The 13,804-nt window shown below is 72.9% G+C and carries 14 protein-coding genes; 3 read left to right on the forward strand and 11 right to left on the reverse strand.

Going from position 1 to position 13,804, the window contains the following annotated elements; genetic code table 11:
- Positions 1-15: 15 nt before the first annotated feature.
- The 5 genes from carB to pyrR are packed head-to-tail and all read right to left on the reverse strand — an operon-like array spanning position 16 to position 7,283.
- Complete coding sequence (gene carB / locus O7598_RS18305) at positions 16-3,363, reverse strand: carbamoyl-phosphate synthase large subunit (RefSeq protein ID WP_269692540.1); 3,348 nt, start codon at positions 3,361-3,363, stop codon at positions 16-18.
- Positions 3,356-4,501: a glutamine-hydrolyzing carbamoyl-phosphate synthase small subunit gene (carA, locus tag O7598_RS18310; RefSeq protein ID WP_269692541.1), complete on the reverse strand. Its 1,146-nt coding sequence runs from the start codon at positions 4,499-4,501 to the stop codon at positions 3,356-3,358. The genes carB and carA overlap by 8 nt, the downstream gene beginning before the upstream one ends.
- Positions 4,502-5,779, reverse strand: coding sequence for a dihydroorotase (locus O7598_RS18315; RefSeq protein WP_269692542.1), 1,278 nt, complete (start codon positions 5,777-5,779; stop codon positions 4,502-4,504).
- The gene (locus tag O7598_RS18320) at positions 5,776-6,702 is read right to left on the reverse strand and encodes an aspartate carbamoyltransferase catalytic subunit (RefSeq protein ID WP_091067137.1); all 927 of its coding nucleotides are present in this window, start codon (positions 6,700-6,702) and stop codon (positions 5,776-5,778) included. The genes O7598_RS18315 and O7598_RS18320 overlap by 4 nt, the downstream gene beginning before the upstream one ends.
- A complete protein-coding gene (gene pyrR, locus O7598_RS18325) occupies positions 6,699-7,283 on the reverse strand; it encodes a bifunctional pyr operon transcriptional regulator/uracil phosphoribosyltransferase PyrR (protein ID WP_269692543.1) in 585 nt (194 codons plus the stop codon). The genes O7598_RS18320 and pyrR overlap by 4 nt, the downstream gene beginning before the upstream one ends.
- A 286-nt stretch (positions 7,284-7,569) precedes the next feature.
- On the opposite strand from pyrR, the gene bldD reads away from it, so the two are divergent.
- Complete coding sequence (gene bldD, locus O7598_RS18330) at positions 7,570-8,058, forward strand: transcriptional regulator BldD (protein WP_013285505.1); 489 nt, start codon at positions 7,570-7,572, stop codon at positions 8,056-8,058.
- Between the two features lie 61 nt (positions 8,059-8,119).
- Here bldD and nusB read toward each other — a convergent pair whose 3' ends face one another.
- From nusB to aroB, 4 genes are read right to left on the reverse strand one after another with little or no spacing between them, the layout of a single operon-like run.
- Complete coding sequence (gene nusB, locus O7598_RS18335) at positions 8,120-8,530, reverse strand: transcription antitermination factor NusB (protein ID WP_174534511.1); 411 nt, start codon at positions 8,528-8,530, stop codon at positions 8,120-8,122.
- Positions 8,531-8,553: 23 nt separating this feature from the next.
- Positions 8,554-9,111, reverse strand: a complete 558-nt coding sequence (gene efp, locus O7598_RS18340; protein WP_091067144.1) for an elongation factor P — start codon at positions 9,109-9,111, stop codon at positions 8,554-8,556.
- Between the two features lie 41 nt (positions 9,112-9,152).
- On the reverse strand, positions 9,153-9,602 hold the full coding sequence (gene aroQ / locus O7598_RS18345; RefSeq protein WP_269692544.1) for a type II 3-dehydroquinate dehydratase: 450 nt from the start codon (positions 9,600-9,602) through the stop codon (positions 9,153-9,155).
- Entirely contained in the window at positions 9,599-10,675 is a 1,077-nt protein-coding gene (aroB, locus tag O7598_RS18350; RefSeq protein ID WP_269692545.1) for a 3-dehydroquinate synthase, read from the reverse strand. Before aroB ends, aroQ begins: the two co-directional genes overlap by 4 nt.
- Before the next feature lie 63 nt (positions 10,676-10,738).
- Between aroB and O7598_RS18355 the strand changes: the two genes are divergently transcribed.
- Positions 10,739-11,239: a DUF2243 domain-containing protein gene (locus O7598_RS18355; protein ID WP_269692546.1), complete on the forward strand. Its 501-nt coding sequence runs from the start codon at positions 10,739-10,741 to the stop codon at positions 11,237-11,239.
- Positions 11,236-12,015 (forward strand): cytochrome c oxidase assembly protein, encoded by a 780-nt coding sequence (locus O7598_RS18360; RefSeq protein WP_269692547.1) that lies wholly within the window; start codon positions 11,236-11,238, stop codon positions 12,013-12,015. Before O7598_RS18355 ends, O7598_RS18360 begins: the two co-directional genes overlap by 4 nt.
- Here the strand turns inward: O7598_RS18360 and O7598_RS18365 are convergent.
- Together O7598_RS18365 and aroC are read right to left on the reverse strand one after the other, a co-directional pair.
- Entirely contained in the window at positions 12,005-12,514 is a 510-nt protein-coding gene (locus O7598_RS18365; RefSeq protein ID WP_269692548.1) for a shikimate kinase, read from the reverse strand. The genes O7598_RS18360 and O7598_RS18365 overlap by 11 nt on opposite strands.
- Positions 12,511-13,689, reverse strand: a complete 1,179-nt coding sequence (aroC, locus tag O7598_RS18370) for a chorismate synthase (protein WP_269692549.1) — start codon at positions 13,687-13,689, stop codon at positions 12,511-12,513. Before aroC ends, O7598_RS18365 begins: the two co-directional genes overlap by 4 nt.
- Positions 13,690-13,804: the final 115 nt, after the last annotated feature.

The following is a 13,804-nucleotide window of genomic DNA, read 5'->3' on the forward strand; positions in this document are numbered from 1 at the left end:
CGGAGGTCGGGGTGGTCACTCGTTGGCCCGGAGGGCGGCGTGCAGGTCCTGGAGGGGGCGGACCCGGAGGTCGCCGTTGATGCGCGCCTCGATGCCCATGACGGCCGCCGCCGCGCCGGGGACGGTGGTGACGCAGGGGATGTCCGCCGTGACGGCCGCGCTGCGGATCTCGTAGCCGTCCGAGCGGGCGCTCGCGCCGGAGCCCTGCGGCGTGTTCACCACCAGCGCCACGTCGCCGCCGAGGATCAGCGACACCGCGTCCGCGCCCTCGCCCGACTCGTAGTGCTTGCGGATCTGCTCGCAGGCGATGCCGTGCCGGCGCAGCACCTCGGCCGTGCCGGTGGTGGCGACGATCTGGAAGCCCAGGTCGGCCAGGCGCTTGATCGGGAAGATCATGCCGCGCTTGTCCCGGTTCGCCACCGAGACGAAGATCTTCCCGGCGGTGGGCAGCGACCCGTACGCGGCGGCCTGCGACTTCGCGAACGCCTGACCGAAGCCGGTGTCGATGCCCATCACCTCGCCGGTGGACCGCATCTCCGGGCCGAGCAGCACGTCGATGCCCCGGCCCGACGGGGTCCGGAACCGCTTGAACGGCAGCACCGCCTCCTTGACCGCGATCGGCGCGTCCGCCGGCATCGTGCCGCCGTCGCCGGTCGGCGGCAGCATTCCCTCGGCGCGCAGCTCGGCGATGGTGGCGCCGAGCGCGATCCGGGCCGCCGCCTTGGCCAGCGGCACCGCGGTCGCCTTCGACACGAACGGGACGGTCCGCGAGGCGCGCGGGTTGGCCTCCAGCACGTAGAGCGTGTCGCCCTGCAACGCGTACTGGACGTTGAGCAGACCACGCACCCCGACGCCGCGGGCGATCTCCTCGGTGTAGCGGCGCACCTGGGTGAGGTGCGATCCGGCCAGCGTGATCGGCGGCAGCGCGCAGGACGAGTCGCCGGAGTGGATGCCGGCCTCCTCGATGTGCTCCATCACGCCGCCCAGGTAGACGTCGCCGTCGGCGTCCACCAGGGCGTCCACGTCGATCTCGATGGCGTCGTCGAGGAACCGGTCCACCAGCACCGGGTGGTCGGGCGAGATCTCGGTGGCCCGGCCGATGTAGTCACGCAGCGTGGCGTCGTCGTAGACGATCTCCATGCCCCGACCGCCGAGCACGTACGAGGGCCGGACCAGCACCGGGTAGCCGATCTCCTCGGCGATCGCCTTGGCCTCCTCGTAGGAGGTGGCCATGCCGTGCGCGGGCGCGCGCAGCCCGGCCCGGGCCAGCACCGCGCCGAACGCGCCCCGCTCCTCGGCGAGGTGGATCGACTCCGGGGAGGTGCCGACCACCGGCACGCCGGCGTCCTTGAGCCGCTGGGCCAGGCCGAGCGGGGTCTGGCCGCCGAGCTGCACCACCACCCCGACCACGCCGGGACCACCGGCCGCCTTGCCGGACGAGTCCTCGGCGTGCCACGCCTCCAGCACGTCCTCGAAGGTCAGCGGCTCGAAGTAGAGCCGGTCGGCGGTGTCGTAGTCGGTGGAGACGGTCTCCGGGTTGCAGTTGACCATGACGGTCTCGTAGCCCACGTCCCGCAGGGCCTGGACGGCGTGGACGCACGAGTAGTCGAACTCGATGCCCTGTCCGATCCGGTTCGGCCCGGAGCCGAGGATGAGCACCTTCGGCCGCGCCGAGGGCGCCACCTCCGTCTCGGAGTCGTAGGTCGAGTAGTGGTAGGGCGTGGTCGCCTCGAACTCGGCCGCGCAGGTGTCCACCGTCTTGTAGACCGGCCGGATCCCGAGCCGGTGGCGCAGCGTCCGGACGCCGCCCTCGGCGGCCAGCTCGGGGCGGAGCGCGGCGAGTTGCCGGTCGGACAGGCCGGCCCGCTTGGCCCGGCGCAGCAGGCCGGCGTCGAGCACCGGCGCGTCGACGATCTCGGCGCGCAGCTCGATCAGCCCGGCGATCTGGTCGAGGAACCACGGGTCCATGCCGCCGGAGGCCTCGGCCACCTCGGCGATGGACGCGCCGAGGCGCAGCGCCCGCTCGACGGTGTAGAGCCGGCCGTCGTGCGGCACGCGCAGCGCCGCCAGGGTGTTCTCCCTGGTGGCCCCGTCGGGGTCGGCCACGGTCCAGAAACCGGATGACTTGGTCTCCATCGACCGCATCGCCTTGTTCAGCGCCTCGGCGAAGTTGCGGCCCAGGCTCATCGCCTCGCCCACCGACTTCATGGTGGTGGTCAGCTCCGGGTCGGCGCCGGGGAACTTCTCGAACGCGAACCGGGGGATCTTCACCACCACGTAGTCCAGCGTCGGCTCGAACGCGGCCGGCGTCTTGAGCGTGATGTCGTTGGGGATCTCGTCGAGCGTGTAGCCGACCGCGAGCTTCGCGGCGATCTTGGCGATCGGGAAGCCGGTGGCCTTCGAGGCCAGCGCCGAGGAGCGCGACACCCGCGGGTTCATCTCGATCACGACGATCCGGCCGTCGACCGGGTTGACCGCGAACTGGATGTTGCAGCCGCCGGTGTCCACCCCGACCTCGCGCAGCACCGCGATGCCGAGGTCACGCAGCCGCTGGTACTCCCGGTCGGTGAGCGTCATGGCCGGGGCGACGGTGACGCTGTCGCCGGTGTGCACGCCCATCGGGTCGACGTTCTCGATCGAGCAGACCACCACCACGTTGTCGTGCCGGTCGCGCATCAGCTCGAGTTCGTACTCCTTCCAGCCGAGCACGCTCTCCTCGATCAGCACCTCGTGCACCGGGCTGGCGGCCAGGCCGGCGCCGGCGATGCGGTCGAGGTCGACGTCGGTGTGCGCCATCCCGGAACCGAGACCGCCCATCGTGAACGACGGCCGGATGACCACCGGCAGGCCCAGCTCGGCGACCGTGTCGCGGACCTCGTCCATGGAGTGGCAGACCCGCGAACGGGGGGTGAGCGTGGACGGGTCGTCGACGCCCAGGCGTACGCCGGCCTGGGCCACGATGTCCTTGAACAGCTGCCGGTCCTCGCCCCGGTTGATCGCCTCGATGTTGGCGCCGATCAGCTCGACGCCGTACTTCTCCAGCACGCCCGCGGAGTGCAACGCCACCGCGGTGTTCAGCGCGGTCTGCCCGCCCAGGGTCGGCAGCAGCGCGTCCGGGCGCTCCTTGGCGATGACCAGCTCGACGAACTCGGGCGTGATCGGCTCGACGTAGGTGGCGTCGGCGAACTCCGGGTCCGTCATGATCGTCGCCGGGTTGGAGTTGACCAGGCTGACCCGGATCCCCTCGCTGCGCAGCACCCGGCAGGCCTGGGTGCCGGAGTAGTCGAACTCGCAGGCCTGTCCGATCACGATCGGCCCGGAGCCGATCACCAGGACGTGCTTCAGGTCGGTGCGCTTAGGCATTCTTTCCGCCTTCGATGAGCTCCGCGAAGCGGTCGAACAGGTAGTCCGCGTCGTGCGGGCCGGCCGCCGCCTCCGGGTGGTACTGGACGGTGAAGGCGGGCACGTCCTCGGCCCGCAGCCCCTCGACCACGTTGTCATTGAGGCACACATGGGAGACCCGCACACCGCCGAAGTCGGTGTCGACCACCTGGTCGGGGACGACCGCGCCGGAGCGCACCCCGGGGACCTCCACGGCGAAGCCGTGGTTGTGGCTGGTCACCTCGACCTTGCCGGTGGCCCGGTCGAGCACCGGCTGGTTGATGCCGCGGTGGCCGTACCCCAGCTTGTAGGTGCCGAAGCCGAGCGCCCGGCCGAGGATCTGGCTGCCGAAGCAGATGCCGAACAGCGGGATCCGCCGGGTGAGCACCTCCCGCGCGAGGGCCACCGGGGCGTCGGCGGTCGCCGGGTCGCCCGGGCCCGGCGAGAGGAAGACCGCGTCCGCGCCGGTGGCGAGCAGGTCCTCGACGGTCGAGCCGGCGGGCAGCACGTGCGTGGTGACGCCGCGGGCGGCGAGCCGGCGCGGCACGTTGCGCTTGATGCCCAGGTCCAGCGCGGCCACCGTGAACCGGTGCGCGCCCTGCGCCTCGACGACGTACGGCTTGGCGGTGGTCACCTCGGCGGACAGGTCGGCGCCGACCATCGACGGCGAGGTGCGGACCCGTTCCAGCAGCGCCGCCGGGTCGTCCTCGACGCTGGAGACGCCGACCCGCATGGCGCCGCGCTCGCGCAGGTGCCGGGTCAGCGCCCGGGTGTCGATGCCGCTGATCCCGACCACGCCCTCGGCGGCGAGCCGGTCCTCCAGCCCGCCGGTGGCGCGCCAGTTCGAGCCGATCCGGGCCGGGTCGCGCACCACGTACCCGGCCACCCAGATCCGGCCGGACTCGTCGTCCTCGCCGTTCACGCCGGTGTTGCCGATGTGCGGCGCGGTCTGCACCACCACCTGGCGGTGGTAGGAGGGGTCGGTGAGCGTCTCCTGGTAGCCGGTCATGCCGGTGTTGAAGACCGCCTCGCCGAAGGTCTCCCCGACGCTGCCGTACGCCTCGCCGTGGAACGTGCGCCCGTCCTCCAGGACGAGGATCGCGCTTCGCCTCTTACCCATTTACTTGACAGCCTTTCCGTCCAGGACCGTCGGCTCGCCGCGCAGGAAGGTCGCCACGATGCGACCCGGCAGCGTCATGCGGGCGTACGGGGTGTTGCGACTGCGGCTGGCCAGCTCGGCCGGCTCGATCACCCGGCGGGCGGCCGGGTCGACCACTGTCAGGTTGGCCGGCACGCCGGGCGCCGGGTCGAGGCCGTGCCCGGTCAGCCCGGCGATGCGGGCGGGCACGCGCGACATCCGCTCGGCGATCAGGTCCCACCGTGGGCCGAGCACGTCGAGCGCGACGGAGAGCGCGGTCTCCAGGCCGAGCATGCCCGGCCGGGCGTACGCCCACTCGCACTCCTTGTCCTCCACCGCGTGCGGCGCGTGGTCGGTGGCGATGACGTCGATCACGCCCTCGGCCAGCGCGGCCCGCAGCGCGTCGACGTCGGCGGCGGTGCGCAGCGGCGGGTTGACCTTGAAGACCGGGTCGTAGCCGGCCGCGCGCTCGTCGGTGAGCAGGAGGTGGTGCGGCGTCACCTCGGCGGTCACCCGCACCCCGCGCGCCTTGGCCTGGCGCATCACCTCGACGCTGCCGGCGGTGGAGACGTGGCAGACGTGCAGCCGGCTGCCCACGTGCTCGGCCAGCAGCACGTCCCGGGCGATGATCGCCTCCTCGGCGACCGCCGGCCAGCCGGTCAGGCCGAGCCGGGTGGAGACCTCGCCCTCGTGCATCTGCGCACCCTCGGTGAGCCGGGGCTCCTCGGCGTGCTGGGCGACCACCCCGTCGAACGCCTTGACGTACTCCAACGCGCGGCGCATCAGCCGCGGGTCGGCGACGCAGTGCCCGTCGTCGGAGAAGATCCGCACCCGGGCCGCCGAGTCGGCCATCGCGCCCAGCTCGGCCAGGCGCTCGCCGGCCAGCCCGACGGTGACCGCGCCGATCGGCTGCACGTCGACCAGGCCGGCCTCCCGGCCGAGCCGCCACACCTGCTCGACCACGCCGGCGGTGTCCGCGACCGGCGAGGTGTTCGCCATCGCGCAGACCGCCGTGTAGCCGCCGAGCGCCGCCGCCCGGGAGCCGGACTCGACCGTCTCGGCGTCCTCCCGGCCGGGCTCGCGCAGGTGGGTGTGCAGGTCGACCAGGCCGGGCAGCGCGACCAGGCCGGTCGCGTCGACCACGGTGGCGCCGTCCGCGGTCAGGCCGGCGCCGACCTCGGCCACCACGCCGTCGCGGATGAGCAGGTCGGTCGGCTCGCCGCCGACCGGGCTGACGTTGGTGATCAGGTACGCGGTCACCGGTTGCTCCCTCCGAGCAGCAGGTAGAGGACGGCCATCCGCACGGAAACCCCGTTGGCGACCTGTTCGACGATGGTGGAGCGGGGCGAGTCGGCGACCTCGGGCGTGATCTCCATGCCCCGGTTCATCGGGCCCGGGTGCATGACGATCGCGTGCTCGGGCAGCCGGCGCATGCGCGGCCCGTCCAGCCCGTAGCGGCGGGCGTACTCCCGCGCGGACGGGAAGTAGGAGTCGCTCATCCGTTCCCGCTGCACCCGCAGCATCATCACCACGTCCACACCGGGTGCAACGGTGTCGAGGTCGTAGGAGACGTCGATGCCGGGCGCGAGCGCGGTCGCGATGTCGACCGGGATGAGCGTCGGCGGGCCGACCAGGGTGACCTTCGCGCCCAGCGTGGTGAGCAGCAGCACGTTGGAGCGGGCCACCCGGGAGTGCAGCACGTCGCCGACGATCGCCACGTGCAGGCCGGCGAGCCGCCCCAGGCGGGAGCGCATGGTGTACGCGTCGAGCAGCGCCTGGGTGGGGTGCTCGTGGGTGCCGTCGCCGGCGTTGACCACCGACCCGTCGACCCAGTCGGCCAGCCGGTGCGGGGCACCGGAGGCGGGGTGCCGGACGACCACCGCGTCGGCGCCCATGGCCTGCAGGGTGAGCGCGGTGTCCTTCAGGCTCTCGCCCTTGGTCACGCTGGAGCCCTTGGCCGAGAAGTTGATCACGTCGGCGCTGAGCCGCTTGGCGGCGGCCTCGAACGAGATCCGGGTCCGGGTCGAGTCCTCGTAGAAGAGGTTGACCACGGTCCGCCCGCGCAGCGCGGGCAGCTTCTTGACCTCCCGGCCGGCCACGGTGGCCATTTCGGCCGCGGTGTCCAGGACCAGGGTGGCGGTGTCGGCGTCCAGGTCGGCGCCGGAGAGCAGGTGCCGGATCATGAGAGGGCGCCTCCGTACAGCCGTACCTCGTCCTCGCCGTCGGTCTCGGCGAGGGTGACCTTGACGTTCTCGGCCAGCGCGGTGGGGATGTTCTTGCCGACGTAGTCGGCGCGGATCGGCAGCTGGCGGTGGCCGCGGTCGACCAGGACGGCGAGTTGCACGGAGGCCGGGCGGCCGACGTCGCTGAGCGCGTCCAGCGCGGCCCGCACGGTGCGGCCGGAGAAGAGCACGTCGTCGACGAGCACCACCCGCCGGCCGTCGATGCCGCCCGGCGGCAGGTCGGTCGGGCCGACCGCGCGGGTCGCGTGCCGACGCAGGTCGTCGCGGTAGAGCGTGATGTCGAGCACGCCGACGGGGACGGTCACGTCCTCGAACGTGCTGATCCGGGCCGCGAGGCGGCGGGCCAGGGGAACGCCCCGGGTGGGGACGCCGAGCAGCACGGTGTCGGCGGCGCCCTGGGTCTTCTCCAGGATCTGGTGGGCGATGCGGTCGACCACCCGCGAGACGTCGGCGGCGGCGAGGATCACCTTCACCGAGGGTTGTCGCGGCGGCGACGAATGGGCAGCCGGTGGGTAGGCCACGGCGGACCTCCTTCCCCGCCTCACGGGACGGGTCGTTAAAGGACGTCTATCAACTCCGGCGGACCCGCGAGGGGCCCGGACCAGGGCTCCACGCCACGTTACCAGCGGTCACCGGGCCGACCGCCGCCGGTCCTGACCTGCTGGTCAGCCCGGAGAAATGCGGACAAGCCACACCGGCCTCCCGGACCTCGTGGACCGCAACACTTGACCACGTGTCGCAATCCCCGTACCGTCACGCTCCGTAGCGATAGCTGGGAGAACCCCGAGCAGCACTGGGAGTGTCCGAATGCCCTCTGAATACGCCAAGTCGCTGGGCGCCCGCCTGCGCTCCATCCGCCAGCAGCAGGGCCTGTCCCTGCAGGGGGTGGAGGAGAAGTCGAACGGGCGGTGGAAGGCCGTGGTGGTCGGCTCGTACGAGCGCGGCGACCGCGCCGTCACCGTGTCCCGCCTGGCGGAGCTGGCCGACTTCTACCGCGTTCCCGTCTCGGAGCTGCTGCCCGACGGCAGCGGGGTGCGTCACGAGCCCACCAGCAAGATCGTGCTGGACCTGGAGCGGCTCTACGACGAGGCCTCCGAGGACCTCGCGTACGTCGCCCGGTACGCCCGCGCCATCCAGCAGCAGCGCGGCGACTACAACGGCCGGGTGCTCTCCATCCGCGCCGACGACCTGCGCGCCCTCGCGATCGTCTACGACGCCTCACCGTCGGGCCTGATCGAGCGGCTCACCGAGCACGGTGTGCTGGTCGCCGACCCGCGGGCGTTCTTCGCCTCCTGACGCCCACACGAAGGGCCCGTGCCGTCCGGCACGGGCCCTTCGTCGTTCCTGCCTGCGGGCCTCAGCGGCTGGCGTACTCGGCGATCCGGCCGAGGATGCCGTTGAGGAAGCGGGGCGAGTCGTCGGTCGACATCTGCCGGGCCAGCTCCACGGCCTCGCTGATCGCCACCGCGTCGTCGATCTCGTCGACGTAGAGCAGCTCGTACACGGCGATCCGGGCCAGGTTGCGGTCGACCACCGGCATCCGGTCCAGCGTCCACCCCTCGGCGTAGCTGGCGATCGTCTCGTCGATCCGGTCGAGGTGCGCCGCGACGCCCTCGACCAGCCCGACCGCGTAGCCGAGGTGGTCGGGACGGGGCTGCTCGATCCGCTCCAGGTAGCCGGCGAGCACCTCGACCGGCGGACGGTCCCGCAGGTCGGCCTCGAAGAGCACGTCCAGCGCCCGCTTGCGCGCCTTGCGGCGCGCCGGCATCTGCTGCTTCGGACCCTCGGCCATCAGGCTCGGCCGAGGTAACGGCCGTCGCGGGTGTCGACCTTGATCTTCTCACCGGTGGTGATGAACAGCGGCACCTGCACGGTCGCGCCGGTCTCGACGGTGGCCGGCTTGTTGCCACCGGTCGACCGGTCGCCCTGCAGGCCCGGCTCGGTGTAGGTGACCTCCAGCACGACCGAGGTCGGCAGCTCGATGTAGAGCGGCACGCCCTCGTGGGTGGCGACGGTCGCCTCGGCCTCCGGGAGGAGGTAGTTGGCGGCCTCGCCGACCGTGCCGCCGAGCACGGTGATCTGGTCGAACGTCTCCAGATCCATGAAGACGTAGTCCTCACCGTCGGCGTACAGGTATTGCATGGTGCGCTTGTCCACGGTCGCGGTCTCGACCTTGGTGCCCGCGTTGAAGGTCTTGTCGACCACCTTGCCGGACAGCACGTTCTTCAGCGTGGTACGCACGAACGCACCACCCTTACCGGGCTTGACGTGCTGGAACTCGACGACGGCCCACAGCTCGCCGTCCAGGTTGAGTACCAGGCCGTTCTTCAGGTCGTTGGTGGAGGCCATTTCCTGCCTTGATCATCAATTGGCGGACAGACCTGTCGAGTCTACTCGCCGTGTCGAATCGGACTCCCGGGCTGCGCCAGATGGTGCAGCGCCAGCCGGTAGCCGTCTACCCCCAGCCCGCAGATCACCCCGGTGGCCACCGCGGAGACCACCGAGCGGTGCCGGAACTCCTCCCGGGCGTGGATGTTGGAGATGTGCACCTCGATCAGCGGGGCGCGGAGCATGGCGCAGGCGTCCCGCACCGCGATCGAGTAGTGCGACCAGGCCGCCGGGTTGAGCACCACCGCCGCCGCCTCGTCCGCCGCCTGGTGCAGCCAGCCCAGCAGCTCGTGCTCGGCGTCGGTCTGCCGGACCACCACGTCCAGCCCCAGCTCCCGGCCGGTCCGCTCGCACATCGCCACCAGGTCGGCATAACTCGTCACGCCGTAGACGTCGACCTGCCGGGTGCCGAGCCGGCCCAGGTTCGGCCCGTTGAGCACGTACACCCTCACGAGCTGATCTCCCGGTACGCCTCGGCCAACAACTCGTCCGGCGGGCCCTCCAGCATCGCCGGGCGGGCGAGGTCGTCGAGCACCACGAAGCGCAGCCGGCTCCCCCGGGCCTTCTTGTCCACCCGCATCGCGGCGAGCAGCTCCGGCCAGGCGTCCGCCCGGTAGCCGGTGGGCAGGTCGAGCGCCTCCAGCACCGCCCGGTGCCGCCGCGCGGTGGCCTCGTCGAGCCGGCCGGCGAGCCGCGCGAGGGTGGCCGCGTAGACCAGGCCGACCGACACCGCGTGGCCGTGCCGCCAGCGGTAGCCCTCCACCTTCTCGATCGCGTGGGCGAGCGTGTGGCCGTAGTTGAGCACCTCGCGCACCCCGGACTCGCGCAGGTCACCCGCGACCACGTTCGCCTTCACCCGCACCGCCCGCTCGACCAGCTCGCGGAGCACCGGGCCGGTCGGGTCCAACGCGGCGGCCGGGCCCCGCTCGACGAGGTCGAGGATCACCGGGTCGGCGATGAAACCGCACTTGACCACCTCGGCCATGCCGGCGGCCAGGTCGACCGGGGGCAGGCCGTCGAGCGTCGCCAGGTCGCAGTAGACGCCGGCCGGCGGGTGGAACGCGCCGACCAGGTTCTTGCCGGCGGCCGTGTTGATCCCGGTCTTGCCGCCGACGGCGGCGTCGACCATGCCGAGCAGCGAGGTCGCCACCGGCACCCAGCGCACCCCGCGCAGCCAGGTCGCGGCGACGAAACCGGCCAGGTCGGTGACCGCGCCGCCGCCCACCCCGACCACCGCGTCGGTACGGGTGAAGCCGGCCTCGCCCAGCCGGTCCCAGCACGCGGCGGCCACATCGACGTGCTTGCCCGCCTCCGCGTCCGGCACCTCGACCGGCAGCGGTGTCACGCCGTCGGCGCGGGCCCGCTCGGCGAGCCGCTCCGCGAGGGCCTTCAGCGGCGGCGCGTACAGGTAGGCCACCCGCTCGGCGCCGGGCAGCAGCCCGGGCGGCGGGTCGAGCAGGTCACGTCCCACCAGCACGTCGTACGGCCGCTCGCCGCCGACCGGGATCCGGGTCACCTCGTCCATCGCCGGCAGCCTAGTCCACTCCGTGGGGTGTTTGTCCGCCCGCGCCCCGGGTAGGGCGGCGGAATGAGCATCCGCCTTCCCGCGACGATCCTCGGCATCGGCCTCGGCGGCTTCGTCGACGGCATCGCGCTGCACCAGGTCCTCCAGTGGCACCACATGCTCAGCAGCACCGCCACCGACCGCGTGGGGATCCGGGACTACCCGGTCGACACCGTGCCCGGCCTGCAGATGAACACGCTGTGGGACGGTCTGTTCCACGTGGTCACCTGGGTGGCGGTGCTGACCGGGCTGGCCCTGCTCTACTCCCGGGTCACCCGCTCCCGGGGGCGGCTCTGGCGCTCCGGGATGCTCTGGGGCTGGGTGCTCGTCGGCTGGGGCCTGTTCAACCTGGTCGAGGGCATCGTCGACCACCACCTGCTCGGCATCCACCACGTCCGCTCCGGTCCGCACCAGATCTGGTGGGACCTCGGCTTCCTCGCCCTCGGCGTGGTCCTGGTCGTCGCCGGCTGGACGATCCAGCGGCGGGCCGCCGAGATCGACCTGTGCGCGCCGGAGCCGCGGTGAGTCACGCCGGGCATGCGGGCGGCTTCCCGGCGACCGCGCTGCTGCCGGCGGTCGTGTTCTGGGCCTACCTCGCCGCCGCGCTGCGGCTGCGCGACCCGTGCGGTCCGGGCTGGGCACACGGCCGGACCGCGAGTTTCGGCCTGGGCACGCTGCTGGTGACCGTGGGGTTGCTCCGGCCGGCCGCCGACTTCGTCGGGCACATGTGGCAGCACCTGCTGATCGGCATGCTGGCGCCGCTGGCGCTGGTCCTCGGCGCGCCGGTCACGCTGCTGCTGCGCACCCTGGACCGCCGCACCGGGCGACGGCTGGTCCACCTGCTGCGGCACCCGGTCGTGCGGGTCCTCGGGCACCCGGTGACCGGTCTGCTGCTCACCGCGGGCGGCCTGTGGCTGCTCTACCTGACCCCGCTCTACCGGGCGACGCTCGACAACCCGGCGCTGCACACGGTGGTGCAGGCCCACTTCCTGCTCAGCGGCTGCCTGTTCGCCTGGTCGATCGCCGGGCCGGACCCCGGACCGCACCGCCCCCGGGTGCCGGTGCGGCTGGTGGTGCTCGGCGCCGGGGTGGCCGCGCACGCCACCATCGCCCAACTGCTCTACGCCGGCGCGCTCGTCGACGTCCCGGCCACCGGCGCCGAACTGCGAGCCGGCGCCACCCTGATGTACTACCTCGGCGACCTGGCCGAGATCGCCCTCGCGCTCACGCTGCTCGCCACCTGGCGACCGGAGCGCCCGGCCGGCCGTCCGACCGCCGTACGCACGCCGGTCAGGGCTTGAGCAGGGCGGCGATCTCGATGGCCAGTTCCTGCGGGTCGCGGCCGTCGGTCACCACCGTCGCGGTCGCCACCTCCGCGTAGAGCGGGCGGCGCTGGTCCAGCAGGTGTTTCAGGGTGGCCCGTGGGTTCAACGCCAGTAGCGGTCGGCCGGCGCCCAGGCCGACCCGCCGGATCGCGTCCGGCAGCTCCACCGACAGATGCACGACGGTGTGGCCGATCAACGCGGCCCGGTTCTCCTCGGCGAGCACCGCGCCGCCGCCGAGCGCGAGCACCCCGGCGTGCGAGGCCAGCGCCGCCGCCACCGCGGCCCGCTCCAGCGTACGGAAATGGTCCTCGCCCTCGTCGACGAAGATCTCCGGGATCGGCTTGCCGGCGAGGCGCTCGATGTCGGCGTCGGTGTCCCGGAAGTCGACGCCGAGCGCGGCCGCGAGCGCGGTACCCACCGTGGTCTTGCCGGAGCCGGGCGCCCCGACCAGCACGCAGACCGGCCGGGTGCTCACGAGATCACCAGGTGGTCGAGGTAGCCGGCGAGGTTGCGGCGCATCTCGGCGACCGAGTCGCCGCCGAACTTCTCCACCGCCGCCTCGGCCAGCACCAGCGCCACCATGGCCTCGGCGACCACGGCAGCGGCCGGCACCGCGCAGACGTCGGAGCGCTGGTTGATCGCGGTGGCCGGCTCGCCGGTGGTGACGTCGATCGTCGCGAGCGCGCGGTTCAGCGACGAGATCGGCTTCATGGCCGCCCGCACCCGCAGCGGCTCGCCGGTGGTGATGCCGCCCTCCAGGCCACCGGCCCGGTCGGTCACCCGGCGCACGCCGGTGGCGGTGGGGATGATCTCGTCGTGCGCCTCGGAGCCACGTGAGCGCGCCTGCTGCCAGCCGTCGCCGATCTCCACGCCCTTGATCGCCTGGATGGACATCAGCGCGGTCGCGAGGCGGGCGTCGAGCTTGCGGTCCCACTGCACGTGGCTGCCCAGGCCCGGCGGCACTCCGTACGCCAGCACCTCGACCACGCCGCCGAGCGTGTCGGCGGCCTTCTTCGCGGCGTCGACCTCGGCGACCATCCGGGCGCTGGCCTCCGGGTCGAGGCAGCGCAGCGGGTCGGCGTCGATGCGCGCCGCGTCCTCGGGGGTGGGGCGCAGCCCCGGCTTGGCGGCGACCGGGCCCAGCTCCACCACGTGCGAGACGATCTCGACGCCGAGCGCCTGCCGGACCAGGGCCTTGGCCACCGTGCCGACGGCCACCCGGGCGGCGGTCTCCCGGGCGCTGGCCCGCTCCAGGATCGGCCGGGCGTCGGTGTGCCCGTACTTCTGCATGCCGGCCAGGTCGGCGTGGCCCGGGCGGGGACGGGTCAGCGGCGCGTTACGGGCCTGACCGGCCAGCTCGTCGGCGTCGACCGGGTCGGCGGCCATCACGGTGCGCCACTTCGGCCACTCGGAGTTGCCGACCCGGATCGCCACCGGGCTACCGAGCGTCACGCCGTGCCGGAGCCCGCCGATGATCTCGATCTCGTCCTGCTCGAACGCCATCCGGGCGCCCCGGCCGTAGCCGAGCCGACGGCGGGCCAGCTCGCCGCCGATCTCGGTGGTGGTCACCTCGATCCCGGCGGGCACCCCCTCGAGCATCGCGACGAGGGCGGGTCCGTGCGATTCACCTGCAGTCAGCCAGCGCAACACAGCGGACAGTCTGTCACGCCCCCGATCCTTCCCGCCGAGGTGCCAACGGCGTCCCGCCTTGCGGACACGTCGATCGGGTGGGTGCCCCGCCTGACAATGATGCGCCAGGCGAGGC

The sequence above is a fragment of the Micromonospora sp. WMMC241 genome (assembly GCF_027460165.1).
GTDB classification, from domain to species: Bacteria; Actinomycetota; Actinomycetes; order Mycobacteriales; family Micromonosporaceae; genus Micromonospora; species Micromonospora humi.

What these genes read in the sequence shown, in the direction of transcription:
- nusB (WP_174534511.1), bottom strand. Translation starts at nt 8,530, where the DNA reads ATGCCGGCGCGCCGCAAGGCGCGCAAGCGGGCGCTGGACGTGCTCTTC.
- bldD (WP_013285505.1), top strand. Translation starts at nt 7,570, where the DNA reads ATGCCCTCTGAATACGCCAAGTCGCTGGGCGCCCGCCTGCGCTCCATC.
- O7598_RS18355 (WP_269692546.1), top strand. Translation starts at nt 10,739, where the DNA reads ATGAGCATCCGCCTTCCCGCGACGATCCTCGGCATCGGCCTCGGCGGC.
- carA (WP_269692541.1), bottom strand. Translation starts at nt 4,501, where the DNA reads ATGGGTAAGAGGCGAAGCGCGATCCTCGTCCTGGAGGACGGGCGCACG.
- efp (WP_091067144.1), bottom strand. Translation starts at nt 9,111, where the DNA reads ATGGCCTCCACCAACGACCTGAAGAACGGCCTGGTACTCAACCTGGAC.
- O7598_RS18320 (WP_091067137.1), bottom strand. Translation starts at nt 6,702, where the DNA reads ATGATCCGGCACCTGCTCTCCGGCGCCGACCTGGACGCCGACACCGCC.
- carB (WP_269692540.1), bottom strand. Translation starts at nt 3,363, where the DNA reads ATGCCTAAGCGCACCGACCTGAAGCACGTCCTGGTGATCGGCTCCGGG.
- aroB (WP_269692545.1), bottom strand. Translation starts at nt 10,675, where the DNA reads ATGGACGAGGTGACCCGGATCCCGGTCGGCGGCGAGCGGCCGTACGAC.